This is a genomic window from Nocardia sp. NPDC050175, from assembly GCF_044459885.1.
Classification (GTDB): domain Bacteria; phylum Actinomycetota; class Actinomycetes; order Mycobacteriales; family Mycobacteriaceae; genus Nocardia.
The window spans coordinates 180,546-201,560 of sequence record NZ_JBITJI010000007.1; the positions used below are offsets into that span (position 1 = coordinate 180,546).

21 protein-coding genes are annotated in these 21,015 nt (G+C 65.7%); 9 read left to right on the plus strand and 12 right to left on the minus strand.

Annotated features, from left to right (window positions below):
- The first annotated feature begins 389 nt into the window (after nucleotides 1-389).
- Together ACIBK2_RS24835 and ACIBK2_RS24840 are read left to right on the plus strand one after the other, a co-directional pair.
- On the plus strand, nucleotides 390-1,205 hold the full coding sequence (locus ACIBK2_RS24835; protein WP_396970250.1) for a class I SAM-dependent methyltransferase: 816 nt from the start codon (nucleotides 390-392) through the stop codon (nucleotides 1,203-1,205).
- Between the two features lie 222 nt (nucleotides 1,206-1,427).
- Nucleotides 1,428-2,894 (plus strand): carboxylesterase/lipase family protein, encoded by a 1,467-nt coding sequence (locus ACIBK2_RS24840; protein WP_396970251.1) that lies wholly within the window; start codon nucleotides 1,428-1,430, stop codon nucleotides 2,892-2,894.
- Between the two features lie 96 nt (nucleotides 2,895-2,990).
- Here the strand turns inward: ACIBK2_RS24840 and ACIBK2_RS24845 are convergent, their stop codons facing one another.
- Nucleotides 2,991-4,166 carry a citrate/2-methylcitrate synthase gene (locus ACIBK2_RS24845; protein ID WP_396970252.1) on the minus strand — a complete coding sequence of 392 codons (1,176 nt, stop codon included), beginning with the start codon at nucleotides 4,164-4,166 and terminating at the stop codon, nucleotides 2,991-2,993.
- An 87-nt stretch (nucleotides 4,167-4,253) separates the two neighbouring features.
- On the opposite strand from ACIBK2_RS24845, the gene ACIBK2_RS24850 reads away from it, so the two are divergent.
- A complete protein-coding gene (locus tag ACIBK2_RS24850) occupies nucleotides 4,254-5,438 on the plus strand; it encodes a citrate synthase (RefSeq protein ID WP_396970254.1) in 1,185 nt (394 codons plus the stop codon).
- 7 nt (nucleotides 5,439-5,445) lie between these two features.
- Here the strand turns inward: ACIBK2_RS24850 and ACIBK2_RS24855 are convergent, their stop codons facing one another.
- Nucleotides 5,446-5,910 (minus strand): GNAT family N-acetyltransferase, encoded by a 465-nt coding sequence (locus ACIBK2_RS24855; protein WP_396970256.1) that lies wholly within the window; start codon nucleotides 5,908-5,910, stop codon nucleotides 5,446-5,448.
- A gap of 72 nt (nucleotides 5,911-5,982) precedes the next feature.
- Here ACIBK2_RS24855 and ACIBK2_RS24860 point away from each other — a divergent pair, with 72 nt between their 5' ends.
- Together ACIBK2_RS24860 and ACIBK2_RS24865 are read left to right on the plus strand one after the other, a co-directional pair.
- Complete coding sequence (locus ACIBK2_RS24860; protein ID WP_396970258.1) at nucleotides 5,983-6,903, plus strand: histidine phosphatase family protein; 921 nt, start codon at nucleotides 5,983-5,985, stop codon at nucleotides 6,901-6,903.
- Nucleotides 6,806-7,984 carry a site-specific integrase gene (locus ACIBK2_RS24865; RefSeq protein ID WP_396970807.1) on the plus strand — a complete coding sequence of 393 codons (1,179 nt, stop codon included), beginning with the start codon at nucleotides 6,806-6,808 and terminating at the stop codon, nucleotides 7,982-7,984. Before ACIBK2_RS24860 ends, ACIBK2_RS24865 begins: the two co-directional genes overlap by 98 nt.
- Before the next feature lies 1 nt (nucleotide 7,985).
- On the opposite strand, the gene ACIBK2_RS24870 is transcribed toward ACIBK2_RS24865, so the two are convergent.
- From ACIBK2_RS24870 to ACIBK2_RS24880, 3 genes are all read right to left on the minus strand, one after another.
- On the minus strand, nucleotides 7,986-8,699 hold the full coding sequence (locus ACIBK2_RS24870) for a hypothetical protein (protein WP_396970260.1): 714 nt from the start codon (nucleotides 8,697-8,699) through the stop codon (nucleotides 7,986-7,988).
- 86 nt (nucleotides 8,700-8,785) lie between these two features.
- Entirely contained in the window at nucleotides 8,786-9,082 is a 297-nt protein-coding gene (locus ACIBK2_RS24875; RefSeq protein ID WP_396970262.1) for a hypothetical protein, read from the minus strand.
- A gap of 158 nt (nucleotides 9,083-9,240) precedes the next feature.
- Nucleotides 9,241-9,867, minus strand: a complete 627-nt coding sequence (locus tag ACIBK2_RS24880; RefSeq protein ID WP_396970263.1) for an LLM class flavin-dependent oxidoreductase — start codon at nucleotides 9,865-9,867, stop codon at nucleotides 9,241-9,243.
- A 294-nt stretch (nucleotides 9,868-10,161) separates the two neighbouring features.
- Between ACIBK2_RS24880 and ligD the strand changes: the two genes are divergently transcribed.
- A complete protein-coding gene (ligD, locus tag ACIBK2_RS24885; protein ID WP_396970265.1) occupies nucleotides 10,162-11,127 on the plus strand; it encodes a non-homologous end-joining DNA ligase in 966 nt (321 codons plus the stop codon).
- A gap of 4 nt (nucleotides 11,128-11,131) precedes the next feature.
- On the opposite strand, the gene ACIBK2_RS24890 is transcribed toward ligD, so the two are convergent.
- Both ACIBK2_RS24890 and ACIBK2_RS24895 read right to left on the minus strand, forming a co-directional pair.
- On the minus strand, nucleotides 11,132-11,290 hold the full coding sequence (locus ACIBK2_RS24890; protein ID WP_396970267.1) for a hypothetical protein: 159 nt from the start codon (nucleotides 11,288-11,290) through the stop codon (nucleotides 11,132-11,134).
- A gap of 25 nt (nucleotides 11,291-11,315) precedes the next feature.
- Nucleotides 11,316-12,254 carry a LysR family transcriptional regulator gene (locus ACIBK2_RS24895; RefSeq protein WP_396970269.1) on the minus strand — a complete coding sequence of 313 codons (939 nt, stop codon included), beginning with the start codon at nucleotides 12,252-12,254 and terminating at the stop codon, nucleotides 11,316-11,318.
- A 109-nt stretch (nucleotides 12,255-12,363) separates the two neighbouring features.
- Between ACIBK2_RS24895 and fdxA the strand changes: the two genes are divergently transcribed.
- The gene (gene fdxA / locus ACIBK2_RS24900) at nucleotides 12,364-12,708 is read left to right on the plus strand and encodes a ferredoxin (RefSeq protein WP_396970271.1); all 345 of its coding nucleotides are present in this window, start codon (nucleotides 12,364-12,366) and stop codon (nucleotides 12,706-12,708) included.
- Nucleotides 12,709-13,139: 431 nt separating this feature from the next.
- Here the strand turns inward: fdxA and ACIBK2_RS24905 are convergent, their stop codons facing one another.
- A complete protein-coding gene (locus ACIBK2_RS24905; protein WP_396970273.1) occupies nucleotides 13,140-13,466 on the minus strand; it encodes a hypothetical protein in 327 nt (108 codons plus the stop codon).
- 84 nt (nucleotides 13,467-13,550) lie between these two features.
- Between ACIBK2_RS24905 and helR the strand changes: the two genes are divergently transcribed.
- Nucleotides 13,551-15,746 carry an RNA polymerase recycling motor ATPase HelR gene (gene helR, locus ACIBK2_RS24910; RefSeq protein ID WP_396970275.1) on the plus strand — a complete coding sequence of 732 codons (2,196 nt, stop codon included), beginning with the start codon at nucleotides 13,551-13,553 and terminating at the stop codon, nucleotides 15,744-15,746.
- 160 nt (nucleotides 15,747-15,906) lie between these two features.
- Here the strand turns inward: helR and ACIBK2_RS24915 are convergent, their stop codons facing one another.
- Complete coding sequence (locus ACIBK2_RS24915; protein ID WP_396970277.1) at nucleotides 15,907-16,338, minus strand: MarR family winged helix-turn-helix transcriptional regulator; 432 nt, start codon at nucleotides 16,336-16,338, stop codon at nucleotides 15,907-15,909.
- Between the two features lie 86 nt (nucleotides 16,339-16,424).
- Here ACIBK2_RS24915 and ACIBK2_RS24920 point away from each other — a divergent pair, with 86 nt between their 5' ends.
- Nucleotides 16,425-17,987 carry an MFS transporter gene (locus ACIBK2_RS24920; protein WP_396970279.1) on the plus strand — a complete coding sequence of 521 codons (1,563 nt, stop codon included), beginning with the start codon at nucleotides 16,425-16,427 and terminating at the stop codon, nucleotides 17,985-17,987.
- A gap of 212 nt (nucleotides 17,988-18,199) precedes the next feature.
- Here the strand turns inward: ACIBK2_RS24920 and ACIBK2_RS24925 are convergent, their stop codons facing one another.
- The 3 genes from ACIBK2_RS24925 to lexA all read right to left on the minus strand — a co-directional run bounded on the left by ACIBK2_RS24925 (nucleotide 18,200) and on the right by lexA (nucleotide 20,994).
- Entirely contained in the window at nucleotides 18,200-19,096 is an 897-nt protein-coding gene (locus ACIBK2_RS24925) for an alpha/beta fold hydrolase (RefSeq protein ID WP_396970281.1), read from the minus strand.
- A 350-nt stretch (nucleotides 19,097-19,446) separates the two neighbouring features.
- Entirely contained in the window at nucleotides 19,447-20,310 is an 864-nt protein-coding gene (locus ACIBK2_RS24930; RefSeq protein ID WP_396970283.1) for an NAD-dependent protein deacetylase, read from the minus strand.
- Between the two features lie 33 nt (nucleotides 20,311-20,343).
- On the minus strand, nucleotides 20,344-20,994 hold the full coding sequence (lexA, locus tag ACIBK2_RS24935) for a transcriptional repressor LexA (protein WP_396970285.1): 651 nt from the start codon (nucleotides 20,992-20,994) through the stop codon (nucleotides 20,344-20,346).
- Between the last annotated feature and the right edge of the window lie 21 nt (nucleotides 20,995-21,015).

The window sequence follows — 21,015 nt, forward strand, 5'->3', positions numbered from 1 at the left end:
CACTATTGACGTATTCATACGAAACGAAACGTGGCGTGTCGCAGGAAGACCAATTTCCCCGTCTCGTTTTCTGACCGCCGATAAGTGAACATTATCGGCGGTCAGACCCAGTCGGCGTTCCAGCTAATCCCCCAATCTGGTTGGATCTATTACGTTTACGTTTGGTCATCACCAACGAAACGAAACACCTACGAAACCCTTTGAAAACTGTGCACCCCTGGACGCCCGTACCATTCGATAGTTCCGGTGCGCCCCGGATGCCAAGCGGTACTGTGCTTGTGCTGGCTTGAAGCCTGAAGCACCCCTGAACCGCCGCCGCAACATCGCCTCGATCGAGTTCGACCTGAATCGGCGCGACGACCATCCGCGGAATCTGATATCCGTTGAAGATGGCCGACTCACCCAGGCGTTCCAACGGCGGACTGTTCGAAGGAACCGCATGGCACTATGCCCGCTATCGACCGGACTACCCGCAGTCGTTCTTCGCCGATCTCGTCGAACGGTTTCACCTCGACAGCACCGGCAGACTCCTCGATCTGGGCTGCGGCACAGGTCAGTTGGCCATACCGTTGGCAGCCCATGTCGCCGAAGTGGTCGGCATGGATCCCGAACCCGAGATGCTCGTCGCAGCTGCCCGATGCGCCCGGGCTGCGGAAGTCACCAACGTGGTCTGGGAACAAGGCGGTTCGACCGATCTTTCCGGTGCGCTCGGGCAGTTCCGAATGGTCACCATGGGCCGTTCATTCCACTGGATGGACCGCGAACAAGTCCTCGATGCCCTCGACGCCATGGTCGAACAGAACGGTGCCATCGTGCTCGCCAACGACAGCTGTCTGGTCCGACCGACCACCGCGTGGCAGCAGTCCGTCGAGGACATCCAACGCCGTTATCTGCCGCGGGAACTGGCGCCAGCGGATCCCTTGCCAGGCCGCCTCAACCGCGCCGTTGATCACCACACGCACGAGCAGGTGCTCGCGCGTTCGCCCTTCTCCCAGGTGGATCGATCACTCTATGAATTCGACCGCCCTTGGACGACTGAACAGGTGATCGGGTATCTCTACTCGACCTCCCTGCCGCTTCGTCGGCTGCTCGGCGACAGACGCCCCGAGTTCGAGCACGAGATCACCGAAACCCTGCAGGCGATCGAGCCCGACGCACTCATCGAACCAGTGAAACTGGAAGTCCTGACCGCAACCAGGCAATAGGTTCGCGGCCCCGCTCAGCCACGCTCCGTCGATCCGAACTGGCGCTGAAATTCTGTTGAGGGCCAACGGATCTGCGGCCTATCGTGCAGACGCTGTGTTTGTGCCCGTTCGAGAAGTTGAGTGCGAGGGCGCCGACGCTGGCTCGGTGCCGCCCTTCCCGCTCGGATCGACCATCGCTCCCCGGCGGCTGACGACTTATCGATGGAAAGCGAGTTCTCGCGAGTGAATACCGAACCTGAAATCCGCACGGCCGCCGGAGTTGTGCGCGGTAGGTGGGAGAACGCCGTCGCAGTGTTCCGAGGTATCCCCTACGCCGAGCCGCCGTTCGGCGCACGGCGGTTCGCCGCTCCCGTTCCGGCGCAACCGTGGGACGGTGTCCGCGACGCACTGGAGTTCGGTCCGTCTGTTCCGCAAGCACGCGTGATTTCTGGCGACGGTGACTGCTTGACCCTCAACATCTGGTCCCCCGACCTCGGTGCCGCCGCGCTGCCGGTGATGGTGTGGATCCACGGGGGCCGATATGTGGAGGGCACCTCCAGTAACCCGCACACCGACGGAACGCTTCTCGCCGCATCCGGTGTGGTGATGGTCAGCATGAACTATCGCGTCGGCGTAGAAGGCTTCGCCAATATCGCCGGGGCACCGAACAACCGAGGCATTCTCGACCAGATCGCCGCACTGCGGTGGGTGCAGGACAATGTTGCCGCGTTCGGTGGTGATCCAGGCAACGTCACCGTGTTCGGCCAGTCCGCCGGCGCGGGTTGCACTACCGCGCTGCTCACTATGCCGTTGGCCGCCGGACTGTTTCGCCGCGCGATAGCCCAGAGCTGCCCCGGTACCTTTTTCTCGCCACGTCTGTCCGCCGCGATCTCGGCAACGATCGCCGCGGAACTCGGTGCGCGCGCGACCGATGATGAGCTCGCCCGCTTCTCCCCGGACGCGCTCATCAACGCAACCGATGCCGTCTTGAAGAAGATGCCGGACTTCGTCGAATCCTGGGGTCCCACCGCGCTGACCCCGACTCCGTTCTCACCTGTCGTCGACGGTGATGTCCTCCCGCACGCGCCATGGCACGCGCTCGCCAGCGGTGCCGCCCGAGATATCGACCTACTCGTGGGACACACCCGTGACGAATACCGGCTGATCAATTCCCTGCTCGGCACCGAGGTAACCGACGCACAGGTGAACACCACGCTGGAACATTTCGCACCGACCTCGGACACCAGTTACCGCGCCCTCTACCCCGAGGCCACCCCCGGCGAGCTGTACGAACTCATCAACTGCGACTGGCTGTTTCGCATGCCTGACCTGCATCTCGCCGACGCCCAGCACACCGGCGGCGGGCAGGTCTGGAACTACGAACTCTGCTGGAGCTACAACCAGGACCAGGGCGCATCCCACAGCCTCGACATGCTGCTGGTGTTCGGCACGCTCGACCTCGACGACGTCCGCAACCATCCGTCAGCGTTCCCGAACGCCGTCGCCGAGGCCGTGCACGTCGCCCACCACATGCGCACCGACTGGCTGAAGTTCGCCACCACAGGCGACCCCGGCTGGGCCCCATACGATCCGGACGCCCGATCAACCCGCGTCTACACCGCCGAGCCGACCACCCAGCCCTACCCCGAGGAACGCTCACGCCGTATCTGGTCCACCCACCAGTTCGACGCCCTGGACCTACCCGACTAACCCACGCGGCACTGGTTGCGGCGCACGCGAACCGACCCCTACCCCGAGGAACGCTCACGCCGCATCTGGTCGACCCACCAGTTCGGCGCCCTGGACCTACCCGACCGACCTGCGCGGCACCGGTTGCGGGGCACGCGGACCGATGTATCGCGCGGACGGACGGATAACCTTCGCAGTGTCAGCCTGTTCGAGAATGTTGGTGGTCCATCCGACGACACGGCTCGTGGCGAAGGTCGGGGTGAACATCGAGCGCGGTATCCCGCACAGTTCCATCACGACCCCGGCATAGAACTCGACGTTCGCATAGAGATCCCGACCGGGCTTGAGTTCGGCGAGTACCTCGGTGACCCGGCGTTCCACCGTAGTCGCGAACTCGACGAGCTCGCCGCCGAGTCCAATGCCGATGTCGCGCAACAGCACCGAACGAGGATCCGCGGTCCGATACACGGCATGACCGAAACCCATCACCCGGTCACCGTTGGCGACTTTGTCGCGGACCCAGCCGTCGATGCGATCCGCACTGCCGATCTCATCCAATCCGTCCAACGCCCGGTCCGGCGCACCACCGTGCAGCGGTCCGGAGAACGCGCCGATCGCCGCGACGACCGCCGACGCGACATCGGCACCGGTGGAGGCTACAACCCGCGCGGTGAAGGTGGAGGGATTGAATCCGTGATCGATCGTCGCGATCAGGTACTGCTCGATCGCCCGACTGGCCTGTTTTTCCGGCAGTTCGCCGGTCAGCATGTACAGCCAGTTCGCTGCCGTCGACAAATCCGCCTGCGGGACAACCGGTTCCAGCCCACGGTGGAGCCGGTGCAGTGCGGCCAGGATCGTCGGCGTCACCGCGCAGATCAACAGCGCGTCGGCCTTACGTGACGCGGGGTCGCCGTCCCACACCGGCTGCAGATCGCGCACCGCGGCCAGCATCGACAGGGCTGTCCGCAAGCCGACCATCGGCCGGAACGGATCCCCACTGGCCGCGATGATCGGCAACACCGGGAGCAGTTCCGGCGGCAGCTGCCGTGCTCGCGCCACCTGGTCGGTGAACTCGATCAGCTCCGCCGGGTCGGGCAATCGGCCCTCGAACAGCAGAAACCACACCTCTTCGAAGGTGCATGCGGATGCCAGGTCGATCGCCGAGTACTGGCGATAGTGATAGAAGCCTTCCTGCCCGCGAACATCACCCAATCGCGTCTCGGCCGCCACCACATTGCGTAGCCCGGCAGGCACGTCGATCAGCTCATCGAGTTCAACACCGTTGATAGTCATCGTTCAGACCTCCTTGACTGAACTGTGCGATCACGGTCAACTAGAGTCAATATTGATCAAGTCAATATGAACGCGGAGAGGCAGGTCATGGACGCGAAAGGTGACGCACGCCACCTCACCACCGCCGAGGTGGCGAGTCGTCTCGAGATCAAGCCCGAGACCGTTTACGCCTACGTCAGCCGGGGACTGTTGACCAAGATCCCGGCCGCGGGCCGTCGGGGCAGTCTGTTCCGGGAGGACGAGGTGGCTCGGCTGGCGCAAGGGCGGCGGCATGGTGGCGAGCGCCGCGGGACGATGGCGGACATCGTCACGGCGATCTCGCGCATCGAGGACGACCGGTTGTACTACCGCGGCCACAACGTCGAGGACCTGGCGCAGCCGATCGAATCTGTGGCCGGTCTGCTGTGGACCGGCGACTTGGACTCGCCACCACAGCAATTCACCGCTCCTGGCGAGATTCTCAGGACCTGCCGTGCCGCGGTCGGTGCGCTGGCGGAGAATGTTCGGCTGACCGATCGGATGCGCGTCGCGGTGACCGTTGCCAGCGCAAGCGATCAGCTGCGTTTCGACCTGTCGCCGCAGGGGGTGCTGCGCACGGCGCGCATCCTGCTCGCGGTCGAAGTCGACTGCCTCGGCACGACGCAACTCGACTCCGGAACGCTGGCCCAACGGCTAGCGCCCAGCCTGACCGACGACCCCTTACCCGCAGGCCTGCTCGACTCGACCTTGACACTGCTGGCCGACCACGGCTTGGCGATCTCCACCATGGCCGCCAGGGTCGCGGCCAGCGCGCGAGTCCATCCCTACGGCGTCGTCTCCGCTGGCCTCGGCGCCCTGGACAGCCAATACCATGGCGCGGCAAGCACTGTCGCGTACCGCTTCCTCGACGATGCCATCGCCGACCCGCTCGGCGCGGCGTCCGAACGGCTACGCCTGGGCGGCGGACTGCCCGGTTTCGGACACCTGATCTACCGCACCACCGACCCCCGCGCCGAACTGCTGCTCGCCCTGCTCCGATCCGTCCCCGCCGCCGCACCGGCCCTGACCGCCATCGATACCATCACCGACCAACTCGGCGCACCCCAAGCCGCCATACCGAACATCGACCTCGCCCTGGCAGTACTCATGCACGCCTACCGCATGCGCCCCGATGCCGGAGAGGCGATCTTCGCCATCGCCCGCACCATCGGCTGGATCGCGCACACCCTCGAGGAGTACACCGAATCACCGATGCGGTTCCGCCCCAACCGAACCCCGGTCCCTGCGCCATAGGCCGAGCTCAGCGCACGAATTCGGCCTTCAGCAGCGCCGGCGAGGTCACGAAGCCACGCCGGACGTAGGCATTGATCGCCTTGGTGCTGGAGTTGACGGTGAGCGGCTTCAATCCCAGTTGATCGGCAAGAGTCACGACAGCATCGATGAGCCGGCTGCCGAGCCCGCTGTCTCGACGGTCGGGCACTACGTACACGCTCTGCACGTCACCCGAAAGGCGTTGCGGAGTACTTACGCTCGGCACGCGTTGGTAGATCGCCAACCACGCCATCCCGATGACCACGGTGTCTTCGACCAACACCAGACAGCGGTGCGACGATCTGTTGGCCTGAGCCCAAGCCACGAACGATCGTGTGAACTCTTCCTGCGAAGTCGCCGGCGTCCCGCGGATCTCTTGGAACCACTGCCAACGAAGTTGGGCGACGCCAACCAGTTCGTCATCCTGCACCAGATGGACTGCGGTGGTACTCATTCGCGAATTCTGGCATAGGGCACCAGATTACAAACAGCGGTTTGTTCTGAACGCGCGGTAGAACTGGCGGGTATGAGTGACTGCGTCAAGGTCTGGTGTCTGCGGCATGCGGAATCGGAGAATGTCATCGCAGGTGTCGCGGGAGCGGTACCGGCGGCGGCGCTCACCCCGCGTGGACGGCGCGAAGCTATAGCCGCTGCCCGTGTTCTGGACGGAGAGCCGATTCGCCGGATCTACTGCAGTACCGCGGTGCGCGCACAACAGACCGCTGCGGCACTTGCTGCAAGCAGGGGTCTCGATATCGTGGCGCTGGCCGCACTGGCCGAGGTCGGCATCGGCCGGCACGAAGGGACCACCGATCCCGCGGTGCGGCGACAGACAGCTGACGTGTTGCGGGCGTGGATCATTGAGCGCGATCTGGACCAGCGAGTCGCCGACGGTGAGTCGGGGAGGCAGGTGCTTACCCGCATGAGCGCTGCCTTCCACCAAATCGCGGCTGCCAACCTCCGGCGAAACCGTCGTCACAGTCGGCCACGTCGCCAGCCTCACGCTGACTATCGCGTCGCTGTGCACCCTCGGCGCCCGTGTGTGGGGAACACCGTTGCCGCACGCCGAACCATTTCTGGTGGAATGGGACGGAAGCACCTGGCACTGCCCGCGGTGGCCGAACTTGGCGTAACCCTCCGCACCATCGGCGCGACCCACAGTGGCGGAGAGGTCGCTGTCGCCCCCTGGGCGGTCTCCGTGCTTATCGCGTGTTCGGTACGCGGCGTAGTGAGCTGCCCGACGCGCGGGGAGACGGGTGATGCCGTGAATTGGACTGGGGCAGCAGGAGAATGGGACCGGTCTAGGAATAGGGAGCTGGTCGATGGAAGAGGGCGCTGCTGTCGTCGCGATGCCGGAGTCGGTGCGGACCGAGTTGCGGCGTGGGGTGCGGAGTGTTCTCGTGGATGCGGCCGCGTTGCGGTTGGTGCGGGAGCGGTTCGACGATAATCAGGCGGGGTCGCTGCGGCGGTATCTCGAGGCTTCGCAGTCGGCGAATACGTTGCGCGCCTATCGGACCGACTGGATCGCGTGGTCGGCGTGGTGTTTGGCCGAGACGCGGCAGGCGATGCCCGCTGATCCGCTCGATGTCGCGGTATATCTGGCCGCGGCGGCTGACGCGCGGCGCGACACCGGCGAGTGGGCGTTCAGTGCGGCGACTCTGGAACGCAAGTCGGCTGCGATCGCCGCGGTGCATGCGGCGAACGGGTTGCCGTCGCCCACCCGCTCCGACGTGGTCCGGCTGACGCTGCGCGGTATCCGGCGTACTCGGCGCACACAGCCGAAACGTAAACGCCCCGTACTGTTGCACACTCTCGATCAACTGTTGGCCGGGCTACCCGAACCCGGCTGGCCTACCGAACCGGCCCGGCGTCGCGATGCGCTCGTGTTGTTGATCGGATTCGCTGGCGCACTGCGTCGCAGTGAGCTCGCTGGACTGCGTATCGCCGACGTCGAGGTGCAACTCGATCACGCCACCGGTGAACCGGTGCTGCTGGTGCGGCTGCCGTCGACGAAGACCGACCCCACCGGTGTCGCCGAACAACGCGTCGCACTGCCACGCGGTCAACGTCCACGCACCTGCCCCGTCTGCGCCTTCGCCGACTGGGTCCGCTTGCTCGAAATACACACTGCCGAAGGCGCATCGGGCCTGCGCGCCCACCTCACCGAGACTGCCGTCGACCCGGACATTCACCGCTGTCACGGCTTCACCGGAACCGCTCTCGCCGAGCAACCCGACCTACCCTTGTGCCCCACCATAAATCGTCACGGTACGGTCGGCGCCACCCCGATGTCCGGCCGCGCCGTCGCCGAACTCGTCAAACGCTACGCCGCCCGCGCCGGTCTCGACCCCGACCTCTTTTCCGGCCACTCCCTGCGCGCAGGCTTCGCCACCCAGGCTGCTCTCGGCGGTGCCAGCGACCGCGAGATCATGCGCCAAGGCCGCTGGTCGAACCCGCGCACCGTGCACGGCTACATCCGTACCGCAAACCCCTTGGAAGACAACGCCGTCACCAAACTCGGCCTCTGAGCTACCGGGTCTGCACGATTCGGCTGACTCCATTGTCGAACTCCACCACGATCCGCGCGATATCGCCGGGACGCTCCGGATCGAACCACACGACGACTTCGTCATCGATGTCGATCGGCCTGCCGGGCACCTGGAATGCGGTCGGCGTCAGCCATCGTTGGGTGCCGACGTTGTCGGTGAAGACCACCGTCAGCCGTGCCACCTTCGGATTCGGTGTCGCCGGAAAGTCTTCCAGCCCAGTAGAAGTCACCACTCCGCTCGTGCGAACCGACCGCGAACGCAGTTTCGCCGCCGCGCCTCGCCGCTGACGCCGATACACCTGGCCGATCACGGCCAGAGCCAGCAGAACCAACGCGAACACCAGCAACCCACCGCCGACAAGCTGAGCCGTGCCCGCATCACGGACGAGCACGCCCCCAGCAACCGCAGACACCGCACCCAGGTACTCGACCGGCCCCACCCTGGTCCGCTCGACCGCTCCGATCACCGATCGTGTCCGCCACGCCAAGACAACGATCAGCCCGATCGACACAACCCACAGGGCCGGAATCAAACCGGCCAACCACACCGGCTGATTCCCCACCCGCGGCGCAGCACCCGCAAGCACAGCACCCGCGATCACCCCACACACCAGGAAAACCGCCTGCTTGACACCCGACGGACCACCCCGCCCGCCACGCCCCTCAACCCGAGTCGGCGGCGGCAATGTACTCATCCGCCGAGACTAGCCGACCGGCAGGCGGCGAATACCGCACGGACACAACGCCGCTGCGTCACCAGCCGAAGCGGGGAACTAGGACGTCAGATATACAGATCGTCTGCCGAGAGGGCAAAGGCCTCGTTCGCCGAGTCGGCGAGCACCGCACGACGATGCCAGATTCCGAGCTGATCCACATCGGTGCAGCTGGAGATCCGCGCGCGAACCTCGTCGCTGACCGGGATGCCTCGGATATCGAGGGCCTCCAGGACCATGCGTGCAACTCCCGCCGCCTCGACTTCGGCCCGTCCCTCCGCCACATACATACGAGCGAAGTCACTCTTATTCTCGTATCCCGTCGTCATCAGCTCCTCCAGGTGGTGTAGCGCGGACTCGGACATGGTCGAGGAGATTGCATTGCGCTACTGACACTTTCGTCGAAACCCCGCTGATTCAGTCCAATAATTTGCGGAGCATCGCCGTCTCGCATACTCGCGGAATGTCTTGCGTCGGAATCAAATTGGAATGTTCCAACGACGTATTTATAGGTAAAGGAATATCAGTGCGCAACTTGGTCGAGTGTTGGCGAGATGAGCTCATCGGTTGCCCAACGCGCGACCTCGTTCGGATACGGCGCAGGTAGTACGAGGACGAGGTGGGTGAATCCGGCGCCGATCAGCTGGCGAAGATGCTGTCGGGATTGCGCGGGATCCTCGTAGGAGACGGCGATCTGGGCTGAGCGGGTGATCTCTCGAGGGTCACGTCCGATCGCGGCGCAGTGTTCGTCGAGGACGCTGCTGCGCTGTCGCAGGTACGCGATGGTGTTGCGGGGCGGGCCGATGACGTTCCAGATGTTCGCGTGTTCGGCTACCACACGCAAGGTGGCCGTCCCGATGCCCGCGATCAGGATCGGGGGATGCGGTTGCTGGATCGGCTTGGGGTTGCAGCGGGCTGCGGTGAGTTGGTGGTGCTCGCCCGCGAAGTCGAAGACCGTTTCGGTCCACATCCGCCGGATGATCGTGCACGCTTCGGCGAGGTCGGCGACCGCGTCACCCCAACTGCCCGTCGGAATGCCGTAGGCGTTGTACTCGGGTGCCACCAGCGTCTCGAACTGCGGATCGTGCTTCGGCATGCCACCGACGCCGATGCCGAAGTCGAGGCGTCCATCGGCGATGACATCGACCACCGCCCCCGCCCCGGAGCATCCCGCGGTCGCTCGCCCGACTTGACGTACGAAGCGTGGTCTTGACGCACGCTGCATCGTCAAGAGCACGCTACGTACATCAAGTCACGGCTTCGTCGCCACGATCGAGTTACTGGTACACCACCTGCCGGCCGCACCCATCCCGTCGATACCGCCGTTTTCGAGAACGAATTGGTCGCCATGCTGACGCGTTACCTCACCGCAGGCCCGAATACCGGATAGCTGAAAGCATGATTCATGACCGGACAAATCGGTAGCTGACAGTATGCTGATCTTGTGCAATCAGTGCCGCTGCCGATGCTGGCCGTCCCCGGGCGACCACCGACAGACATCGGTCTATGGGCGATCGAGATGAAATGGGACGGCATTCGGGCCATCGGTCGGACGGCGAACGGGCAATGCCGCTTCTACAGTCGGACCAATCGCGATCTGAGTAGTTCTTTTCCGGAGTTGACCAGTGTTTTCGCCGACTTCCTCGGTGGCAGGGAAGTGCTGATCGATGGTGAGATCGTGGCCCCCGAGCCGAGCACCGGTGTGCCGTCTTTCCGTCGGCTGCAGCACCGGATGCATGTCGTGAATCCCAGCCTCGAACTCCTGCAGGAAATACCGATCCAATACCTCGTTTTCGATTTGCTTGCCGACAGCGGAGAGTCCCTCCTAGCTCGCCCCTATATCGAAAGACGCGCCCGCCTCGATGAATTGGCGATCGACCTGCCGATCGCCCGCACCCCGCCCTACTACGCCAACATCGACCCCACCACGATGCTCGGCGTCGCCCGCGACCACGGACTCGAAGGCATCATCGCCAAGCGCCTCGACTCCACCTACCAGCCGGGCCGCCGCTCCCCCGCGTGGATCAAAACCCCGCTGCGCCGAACCACCGAGGTCGTCGTCGCAGGCTGGCTCCCCGGCAACGGCCGCTACTCCGGCATCTTCGGCTCCATCGTGATGGGCGCCTACGACAACGCGGGCCGCCTGATCCACATCGGCAACGTCGGCACCGGCTGGACCATGCGCGACCGCAAGGCCCTACAACTGCGACTCAACGAAATCGCCCGCCCCGACAGCCCTTTCGACGTCCCACCCCCACGCCCCGTGGAAGCCGTCGCACACTGGGTCGAACCCGAACTCGTCGCCGACATCGAGTTCCGCGAGGCCGGCGCCGACGGGTTACGCCACCCGAGCTGGCGCGGCCTGCGTCCCGACAAGTCCCCGCGCGAGGCCGGCGTACCGAGTTCGTGACCGGTCAGCTCTGCAGGGTGACGGTGGCGTTGACGAGTTCGGCGTTGGGGGGGTCACCGTTGGCGTCGTAGATATCCCATACGGTGGTGAATCCGGCCGGGCCGGGCTGGAATGGCAGATATCCGGGCACCGCGATGTCGATCGCTGACCGCAGTCTCGGCACTCTGCAACAGCCGACTGATCCGCCGTCAATGCGGTCGCGGCCTGCTCGTTCGTGCTGCCTCGATGCGGGCAGCCAGCTCGACCAAGTCGGCGGCGGGGCCACTGGGTGGTGTTCGGCGGTGCCAGATGGCGCGGAACTTTCTGGTCAAGGCGAGGGAGTCGGACAGACGTACCTCGTGGAGGGTGCCCGCGCTCAGTTCGTGCGCCACGATCAGGCGGCTGACCACGGCGGGGGCGGCGCCGCTGCGGGTCGTGGCGAGAATCGCTGCGGCCGAACCGAGTTCGGCTGCGGGCGGGGCCGGGGTGCCGTGGATCTCGAGCGCCTCCCAGACCGTGTCTCGGGTTCCGGAACCCTTCTCCCGCCACAGCAGTGGGGTGTCGGCGAGTTCGCGTGGGGTCACCGGGCGGCGGCGGGTGGCCCACGGATGGGTCGGCGCGACAACTACGACGAGTTCGTCGGCGACGAGGACGCGACTGCCCAATCCCGTTGGCGGATGCGGTCCTTCGACAAAGCCGAGTTCGGTTTCGCGGTCGCGGACCGCCGCGGTGACCTGTCGGGAGTTCGCGACGTCCAGTGCTATCGCCAGTTGCGGGCGGATCTTGCGCAGGGCGGTCAGCCAATGCGGAATGCGGTAGTCGGCAATGGTTTTCGACGCCACGATGTGCAGGCTCGGTCGCTCGGCGCGGTGCAGGGCCGTGATTCCCTCGGTCAGTGCCAGCGCTGCCGCCAGCACCGGTCGGCCGAGTTCGACCACGGTGTGCCCGGCGTCGGTCAATGCCGAGCCGGTGGGTCCGCGATCCAGCAGTCGCAGGTGTAGTCGGCCCTCCAGTGCACTGATCCGCATGCTGGCGGCGGGCTGGCTGATGCCGTGCCGTCGCGCGGCCGCGCCGAGGCTGCCCAATTCCGCCACGGATGCGAGCAGATCGAGCGCCTCCAGATCGGGTGTTCCCGGCGGCAGGGTCATAAGGGCAGCTTATGGGGTGGTCGGCATTGGGCCACTACCCGGCCACGCGGGCGAGCAGCAGGATCCTAGACATCCCGAATCGCGGGTCAAGGACAGCGAGGAGAACATTGTGACGTTCGTGATCGGCGCCGCCTGCGTAGATGTCCTGGATCGGGCCTGCATCGAGGAGTGCCCGCTCGACTGCATCTTCATCGGCAACCGGATGGCCTACATCCAGCCCGACGAATGCATCGACTGCGGCGCCTGCGAACCGGCCTGCCCGGTCGAGGCGATCTACTACGAGGACGACCTTCCCGCCGGGCAAGAGCAGTTCGTCACCGAAAACGCCCGGTTCTTCACCGAGCCGCTGCCCGGCCGGACAACGCCACTCGGGCATCCGGGCGGCGGAACGGTGATCGGTCCACTGGGAGTCGACACGGTCTACGTGCAGGAGTACGACACCGGAAAGGGCTAGCGGGTGGGTCTGCCAGTCGTTGGCGGTGTGCGGCTTGGAGTACGGAGGGATCATGCGGAGGAAGTTCGCCAGATTGGAGATGCCGACGTAGTCGATGGCGGCGGCGAAAACGTCGAGGGGTGCGGGTGACGCCGACGAGTAGGAGCCGCTGGAGGAACTGGTGTAGGCAACGCCCGAGAGCCGCGTGACACCAGTTCCCGCTCGGCGACCTGCACTCACCACGGACGCCAGAAAGGGTGCAGATCCCGAAGAGCAGCAAGGCTCCGCCCAGTGCCTGTGAGGGGGTTGTCCGTCGACAGCGGACAAGAAAAAGGGAAAGGAGCCACTGACTCCCTTCCGTATTCAATATATAACGCACCCGGGGGCTTGCGGCAAGACCCCGGTGGTGGCGCATACTCGCTGGCCGAGGCCAGAACCTGCGGAAATGGGAGTCACGAGTTGCGTGTGTTGTTGTCGACGTTCGGGTCGCGCGGGAATGTCGAGCCGATGGTGGGGCTTGCGGCGGCGTTGCGGTCAGTCGGTGCGCGGGGGTTGCCGGAATTCGTGGAGCTGGCCGGGGGCACGAACACGACGGGCGCGCGGACGGTCGTACCGCGACTGGCCGACCAGCAGTACTGGCACAGCAGAGTGGCAGAGTTGAGGATCGGCGCGGCGCAGGACGGAACGACCACCGCAGCCGCGTTCACGACCGCCCTGACCTGCACACGAGCTAAAGCCGTGGCCACCACGATCCACACCGACGGTGCGACAGCGGCCACGACACTACTGTTCGACGCGATCAGCCGAGAACGAGCGAACGTGCCCGCGTGACACCGTCGAGCCAGCGAAAAGGGAAGGGGCACATGTCTACTCAGGGGTATGAAGAGGAATTGAGGTCCGAGCGGACCTATGTGGCCGGGCTCTACACGCGTCTGGACGCCGAACGCGCGCGAGCGAAAGGCCAGTACAGCGCCGCGTTGCGCGGCAGAAACGTTTCCGCGATGGAACGCGAGGACCAGGTGCGCGCACTGGGCAAGTCGGTGCACCGGCTGGACGTCGCCGACAACGGACTGTGCTTCGGTCGATTGGACACCCTCTCGGGCGAACATTCCTACATCGGCCGAATCGGCCTCTACGACGAAGCGAACGAGTTCGAGCCACTGCTGCTCGATTGGCGCGCACCCGCCGCGCGTGCGTTCTACGTCGCCACCGCCGCGACACCGGAGAACATGCGTCGGCGCCGCCAGTTCCACACCCGTGGACGTCAGGTGGTCGACTTCACCGACGAGGTGCTCGGCCGACCCGATGACGGCGAGCGCGGCGACGCGGCCCTGCTCGCCGCGGTCAACGCACCGCGCGGTGAGGGCATGCGCGACATCGTCGCGACGATCCAAGCCGAGCAGGACGAGATCATCCGACTCGACCATCCGGGCGTGCTGGTGATCGAGGGCGGCCCCGGCACCGGGAAGACCGTGGTGGCGCTGCACCGCGTCGCCTATCTGCTCTACACCCAGCGCGAGCGGATGGAACGCCAGGGCGTATTGGTGGTGGGTCCCAATCCTGCCTTCCTGAACCACATCGCCCACGTCCTGCCCTCACTGGGCGAGACCAACGTGGTGTTCACGACCGCGGGCGAGCTCGTGCCCGGCCTGCGCGTCACCGCCGAGGACGCCCCGCAAGCCGCGAAACTCAAGGGTTCACTGAAGATCCTGGACGTGCTAGCCGCGGCAGTCGCCGATCGCCAGCGACTACCCAAGGATCCGGTGACGATCGAACTGGCGGACGTCACCGTGCGCATAGACGCCGAGACCGCCGAGTGGGCCAGGGAGGAGGCGCGCACGAGCGGGCGCCCGCACAACGAGGCGCAAGCGGTGTTCCGCGACATCATCACGTATGTGCTCACCGAACGAGCGATCGCCCGGATCGGCCGGGACTGGTTGACCAGGGACGACCGCGAAGCATGGGAGCAACTGCGCGAAGACCTGACCGAAGAGCTCGCGACGCACGACACGTTCGCCGCCACCCTCGACGAACTCTGGCCGATCCTGACGCCGGAAACACTACTGGCACAGCTGTATTCGTCGCCCGAACGACTGCGCGCGGCAGGTGCCGACGCGGCACTGTTCCGCACGAACGGCGCGGCATGGACAGTGTCGGACGTACCACTCCTCGACGAACTGCTCGACCTGCTCGGCCCCGACAAACCGGCCGACCAGACCGCCGAGCGGGAACGAAAAGCCGAGGCCGAGTACGCCGCCGGCGTGCTGGACGTCATGGTCGGCCGCGAGGACATGATGGACGACGAGGACCACCTGTTCGCCCAGGACCTCCTCTACGCCGAAGACCTGGCCGACCGCTTCCTCGAACGCGACACCAGAGAACTCGCCGAACGTGCTGCGGCAGACCGCGATTGGACCTACCGCCACGTCGTGGTCGACGAGGCCCAAGAACTGTCCGAAATGGACTGGCGAGTGCTGATGCGCCGCTGCCCGAGCAAATCGTTCACGATCGTCGGCGACCTCGCCCAACGCCGATCAGTAGCCGGCGCCACCTCATGGGACATGATGATGGCGCCTTACGTCCCCGGCCGCTGGGCCTACCGTTCCCTGACGGTCAACTACCGCACCCCGGCCGAAATCATGACCGTCGCCGCCGCCCTACTCGCCGAGTTCGCCCCCGGCGTCCAGCCACCCGAATCGGTCCGCGCATGCGGCGTCCAACCATGGTCCAGACAGGTAACTGAGGACGAATTACCCACTGCTATAGAGGAATTCGTCCAGGCAGAAGCTGACCGCGAAGGCACCAGCATCGTGATCGGCCCAGCACGCGTACCAGGGACAGTGACCGCATCGGAGACGAAAGGATTGGAGTTCGACGCCGTCCTCGTCGTAGACCCGGAACGAATTCTCGCCGACGGCCCACGCGGCGCCGCCGAACTCTACGTCGCCCTCACCCGCGCAACCCAACGCCTCGGCGTCCTCCACGAAGGCCCACTGCCCCAAGCCCTCACCGGGCTCACCGAAATCGGAACGCCCGCACAGGCCGGAACCCACCGGTAGATGAAGCGAAGGCCGCCACGTTCTCCACCCGTGCGCGGCCTTCGCCACCGAGCTGATGGTCCTCGTCGCGGCGGGCTCACAGTGCGCCGCCGCCGATCCTCGACCAATCCGCAGCGTCCTACCGCCAATTCGTCTGCCTCGCAGCGCATTACGACCACGGTCAGTGGCAGGCGTCAGAGATGCCGTCGAGCCAGTCGCGGATCGCGGCTTGTTGGGCAGGGGTGAAGGTGGCTTCTAGTTCGGCTTCGCGGCGGCCGACGGCGATTCGGGCTTCGGCCAGGCGTGCTCGTCCGGAATCGGTGACGGTGATCTGGTGGGTGCGGCGGTCGGAGGGGTGGGGGCGGCGTTCGATGAGGCCCTCTTGTTCGAGGCCGGTGAGCATTTCGTTGGCGGCCTGGCGGGTACTGGCGACCTCGCGGGCGATGTCGGCGACCGACATGCCGGGGTGGGCGGCGGCCATCATCAGGGTGGCGTATTGGGAGGTGGACAGCCCAAAGGTCTTGAGCTCCTCCCCGATTGCCGCCCGCATGTTCAGCCACACCTTGCGGACCATGAACGTCAGCGACCCGACCTCGTCCCGGTAGGAACCCAACGAAAAGACCTCCTCGATATTGACAGGTTCCTGACGACTATGCGAAGTTAATCGTCAGGTTCTTGCCAATCTTAGCGAAGGTTTTCATGCTCACGTCTCCCACGGTGCCGAAGTCCAGGCAGCGGTTGATCCTCGCCGTACTCGTGCTGTCCTCGTTCCTGATCTGGATGGACAACACCATCCTCAGCCTGACCTTCCAAACCCTCGCCGACCCGGTCCGCGGCCTCGGCGCCACACCCGCCCAGCTGCAGTGGGCGACCGGCTCCTACACCCTGGTCTTCGCCGCATTGATGTTCACCGCAGGCGCACTGGGCGACCGATTCGGTCACCGGACCGTGCTCGCCACGGGCATGGCGACCTTCGCCGCCGCATCGATATGGGCGGCCTACGCCGGTGACGCAGACCAGCTGATCGCCGCGCGTGCCGTGATGGGCGTGGGCAGCGCGTTGATCATGCCCGCCACGATGGCCATCCTCACCTGGACGTTCACCGGTCCCGCACGGGCAACCGCAATCGGCATTTCCTCCGCCTCCGCGGGTGTCGGGATAGCGGCCGGTCCGCTGCTCGCCGGGGTGCTGCTCGACCATTTCTGGTGGGGCTCAGTGTTTCTCATCAATGTCCCGGCGGTGCTGGTCGGGTTGGTGGGGATCGCCGTGCTGATCCCGGAATTCCGCAGCCCCACCCCGCGTCCGCTCGACCTGACCGGCCTGCTGCTGTCGATCACCGGGCTGGCCGCGTTGGCCTACGGGCTGATTCGCGCGGGGCAGGTGGCCTCCTGGACGCCGGTGGATGTCTGGGCGCCGATCGCGGCGGGCCTGATCCTGTTGAGCGCGTTCGTGTTCGTGGAACTGCGCAGCCGTCAGCCCAGCTTCGATCCCCGGCTACTCGCGCACCGGACGTTCGGCGGCGGCAACGCTGCGCTCGGGCTACTGCTTTTCGCGATGACCGCCGCCGGTTTCTACGGCGCGTTCTATCTGCAAGGCGCCCGGGGCTTCTCACCCCTGCAGGCCGGGTTCGCCACGTTCCCGGCCGCACTCGGCGCGATGGTCGGGGGCCCGCTCGGCATCCGTTTGGTGCGCCGCTGGTCGCTACGCCCGGTCACCGCGACCGCTCTCGCGGTGGCGGCACTGGCGATGGGCAGCTTCGCCTTCTTCGGATTGCATACCCCGCTCGTCTGGAACGAGATCGTGTTGCTGGTCCAGGGCCTGTCGATCGGCATCGTGATGGGCAGCACGACCGCGGCACTGATGAACACCCTGCCGTTGGCACAGGCCGGCGCCGGATCCGCGGTCACCAACACCGTGCGACAAACCGGCAGCGTGCTCGGCATCGCGGTAGGCGGCACGATCATGTCGATCGCTTACCGGCGTGGCATTGATTCCGCACTGCACGACCTACCCGCCGACGTACGGGACCGGGCACAGGTCTCCGCCGAACAAACCAGACATGCCGCAACGGTGATCCACAGCCCCGACCTGGCCCGGGCCGCCGACGCCGCGTTCATCCACGCCATGCACGTCGGCGCGGTATGGACCATGCTCATCGCACTCACCGGCGCGGCCGTGTTGGCGATTGCGTTGCGCCCCAGCCAAATTCCGGCTGACGCGGCACCCCAGCAGACCGACGACCTGGAGCCGGCCGTGCTGTAATCCGCGATTCGCCGAGAAGGTCGACCCAGGCGCGACCGGTGTCGTGACCGCTGTGGCTCGATGCCCGACCTAGCAGTCGACGGCTCCGCGAGCGTGCCTGCTCGCGGAGCCAGCTCGCTGGGATCGATCCGCACCGTATCGAATTCGGCCTGAAAGCTACGCGCACGGCGAAACGGCTGCGTGAAGAAGTAGGTCCGCCGCCAGCTGGTGGCTCAGTTGGTGGCAGCCTCCGCGCGGTGCACGAGTTCGGCGATGTTGTCTGCGAAGGTCGGCCACAGTTCGCGGGGCAGGTGGTGGCCCATGCCGTCGAAGATCATCAGTTTCGCGCCGGGGACGGCGTCGGCGGTGGCGCGGCCGCCGCTGACGCCGCACATCAGATCGTTGGCACCGTGCAGCACCAAGGTCGGTACCTGCAACGACTTCAGTTGTGCGGTCCGATCACCGGAGGCCAGGACAGCGACGAAGTGGCGCATCATCGCCTCGTGGTCGCGGCCCCGGTCGTACACGCGTCCGGCCGTTTCGGCGACCGCGGTTTCGTCGAAGGCGAATCCTGGCGACCAGATCGCCCGTGAGGCCCGGACCTGCCAGTCGATGTAGCTTTGCCGATCGTGCGGTTGCGGACCCAGCGGGCCGATGGCGGCGAAGTCGGCGTCGCCGACGCCGGGGGCGCCGGTGCGGGAACTGATGGAGGTCAATGATCGGATCCGGTCGGGGGACTCGATCGCGATCGTCTGCGCGATCATGCCGCCCATGGACAGGCCGACGAGGTGGGCGCTGTCGAAGCCGAGTGTGTCGAGGAGGCCGACGGTGTCGGCGGCCATGTCCGACAGGGTGTATGAGGCGGTGGTGAGGTCACCGGCCATCGCCGCGGGCATATCGACGACGGGTGCGTCGGACAGGTGTGTCGAGTGGCCGGTGTCGCGACTGTCGAACCGGACGACGTGCAGGCCGCGGTCGACCAGCTCGGTGCAGAAGCCGTCCGGCCAGTTGATCATCTGCGCGCCGCCACCCATGATCAGCAGCACCGGCGGTAGTGCTGTGTCGCCGAAGCGTTCATAGGCGATGTCGAGCCGCGACGGACCGACCTGCGTCGCCATTTCCTCAGCCAATGTTCCTCCATCTCGGGATGCAGCCCTATCGGACAATCCGCACCTGTCGAAAATCGCGCCGGGCGACCGCCATTCAGCGGACGCGCCAACTCGGGCCTGCGAGTATGCGGCACCGACGGGGCCTTGCCGCAAGCCCACCCATGCGGTATATGTTGAAAGGGGAAGAGTTCCGGGCCGCCGAATAGCCTCGTTCGGCACAGCATGCGTGTTCGCATCGACTGCAAGCAGGTCATTCAACCGGCGATACTTTCGCAAAGCCCGCCGTATAAGCCTGCCGCCCGCCATCAGTGGCATCGAATGCCCACACGCACGCGATGCAACGACGCGCATTGCGCCACAACAAAAGTCGACTACACCGCTGCTCCGGCAAGAACGCGCGCATCTCCGAGCCTGTCGGCAAGTGCGACAAGAGCGCCCGAGCATCCCGCATCAACAGTCAGCGACGCCAACTCGTCCCCACGAGTATTTCCGCGGTTGACGATCACCACCGGCCGCCCACGTTTCGCCGCATGCCGCACGAACCGCAGCCCGGACATCACCGTCAACGACGACCCCGCAACCAGCAACGCGTCCGCCTCGTCGACGAGCTCGAACGCCGCCGCCACCCGCTCCTTCGGCACATTCTCCCCGAAATAGACGATGTCGGGCTTGAGCATTCCCCCGCAGCCCGCACAATCGACCATCCGAAAACTGTCGGTATCGGCGACAACCGCGTCGGCATCCGGCGCGACCTCCACCCCATTGGTCGTCGCCCCCTCGGCAAACCCCGGATTCGCCGCCTCGAGCCGCTCCGCCAACGCCATCCGCGAAATCAACGCAGCGCAACGCAAGCACCGCACCCGCGCATAGGTGCCGTGCAGATCGATCACCCGACGATGCCCCGCCTTCGTATGCAGCAGATCCACATTCTGGGTGATCAGCCCACTCACCACACCCATCCGCTCCAACCGCGCCAGCGCGCGATGCCCCGGATTCGGCCGCGACGCATCCATCCGCCGCCAGCCGATGTGATTACGCGCCCAATACCGCTGCCGAAACACCGCGTCACCGACGAACTGCTGATAGGTCATCGGATTGCGCGGTGGCGAGGACGGACCGCGATAGTCGGGGATACCGCTGTCGGTCGACACACCGGCACCGGTCAGCACCACCACCCGGCGGCCGGCCAATAGCTCGACCAGCCGCTCGAAGTCCGGTTCGGAGATGTCCGACATCATTTCAGCGTACGACGACCCGCCACCGGCCGATCAGACGCGGCGCATCACCGACACCACCTTGCCCAGCACAGCGGCCTTGTCCCCGTCGATAACCTCGTACGCAGGATTGCGCGGCTCGAGATACACATGCCCATTGCGCCGCCGATACACCTTCACCGTCGCCTCCCCGTCGATCATCGCGGCCACGATCTCCCCCGAATGCGCCTCGTTCTGCTGCCGCACCACGACGATGTCACCATCACAGATCGCCGCATCGATCATCGAATCCCCGCGCACCCGCAACCCGAACACGGTCCCGCGCCCGACCAGCTGACGCGACATCGTCACCATGTCGTCGGTGTGCTCCTCGGCCAGAATCGGCGTACCCGCCGCGATGTCACCGACCACCGGCACCGCCACCGAATCCTCGTTCGTTTCCCGCGTCACCGAGCCCTGCAGGAACATCCGCACATCGATCGGCCGCGACATCGTCTCGCTGCGCCGCAGGAAACCCTTCTCCTCGAGACTGTTCAGATGCTTGGACACCGACGACGAAGACTTCAACCCCACCGCGTCCCCGATCTGCCGCGAGTTCGGCGCATAGCCCTGGCGCACCACCCAATCGCGAATCGTGGCCAGGATCTGCTGCTGGCGCTCCGGCAGGCGGGAGGTGTCGAGATGCTCGAGGTCGTCGTAGGTCACCGGGGCATCGTAGAGGTCAGC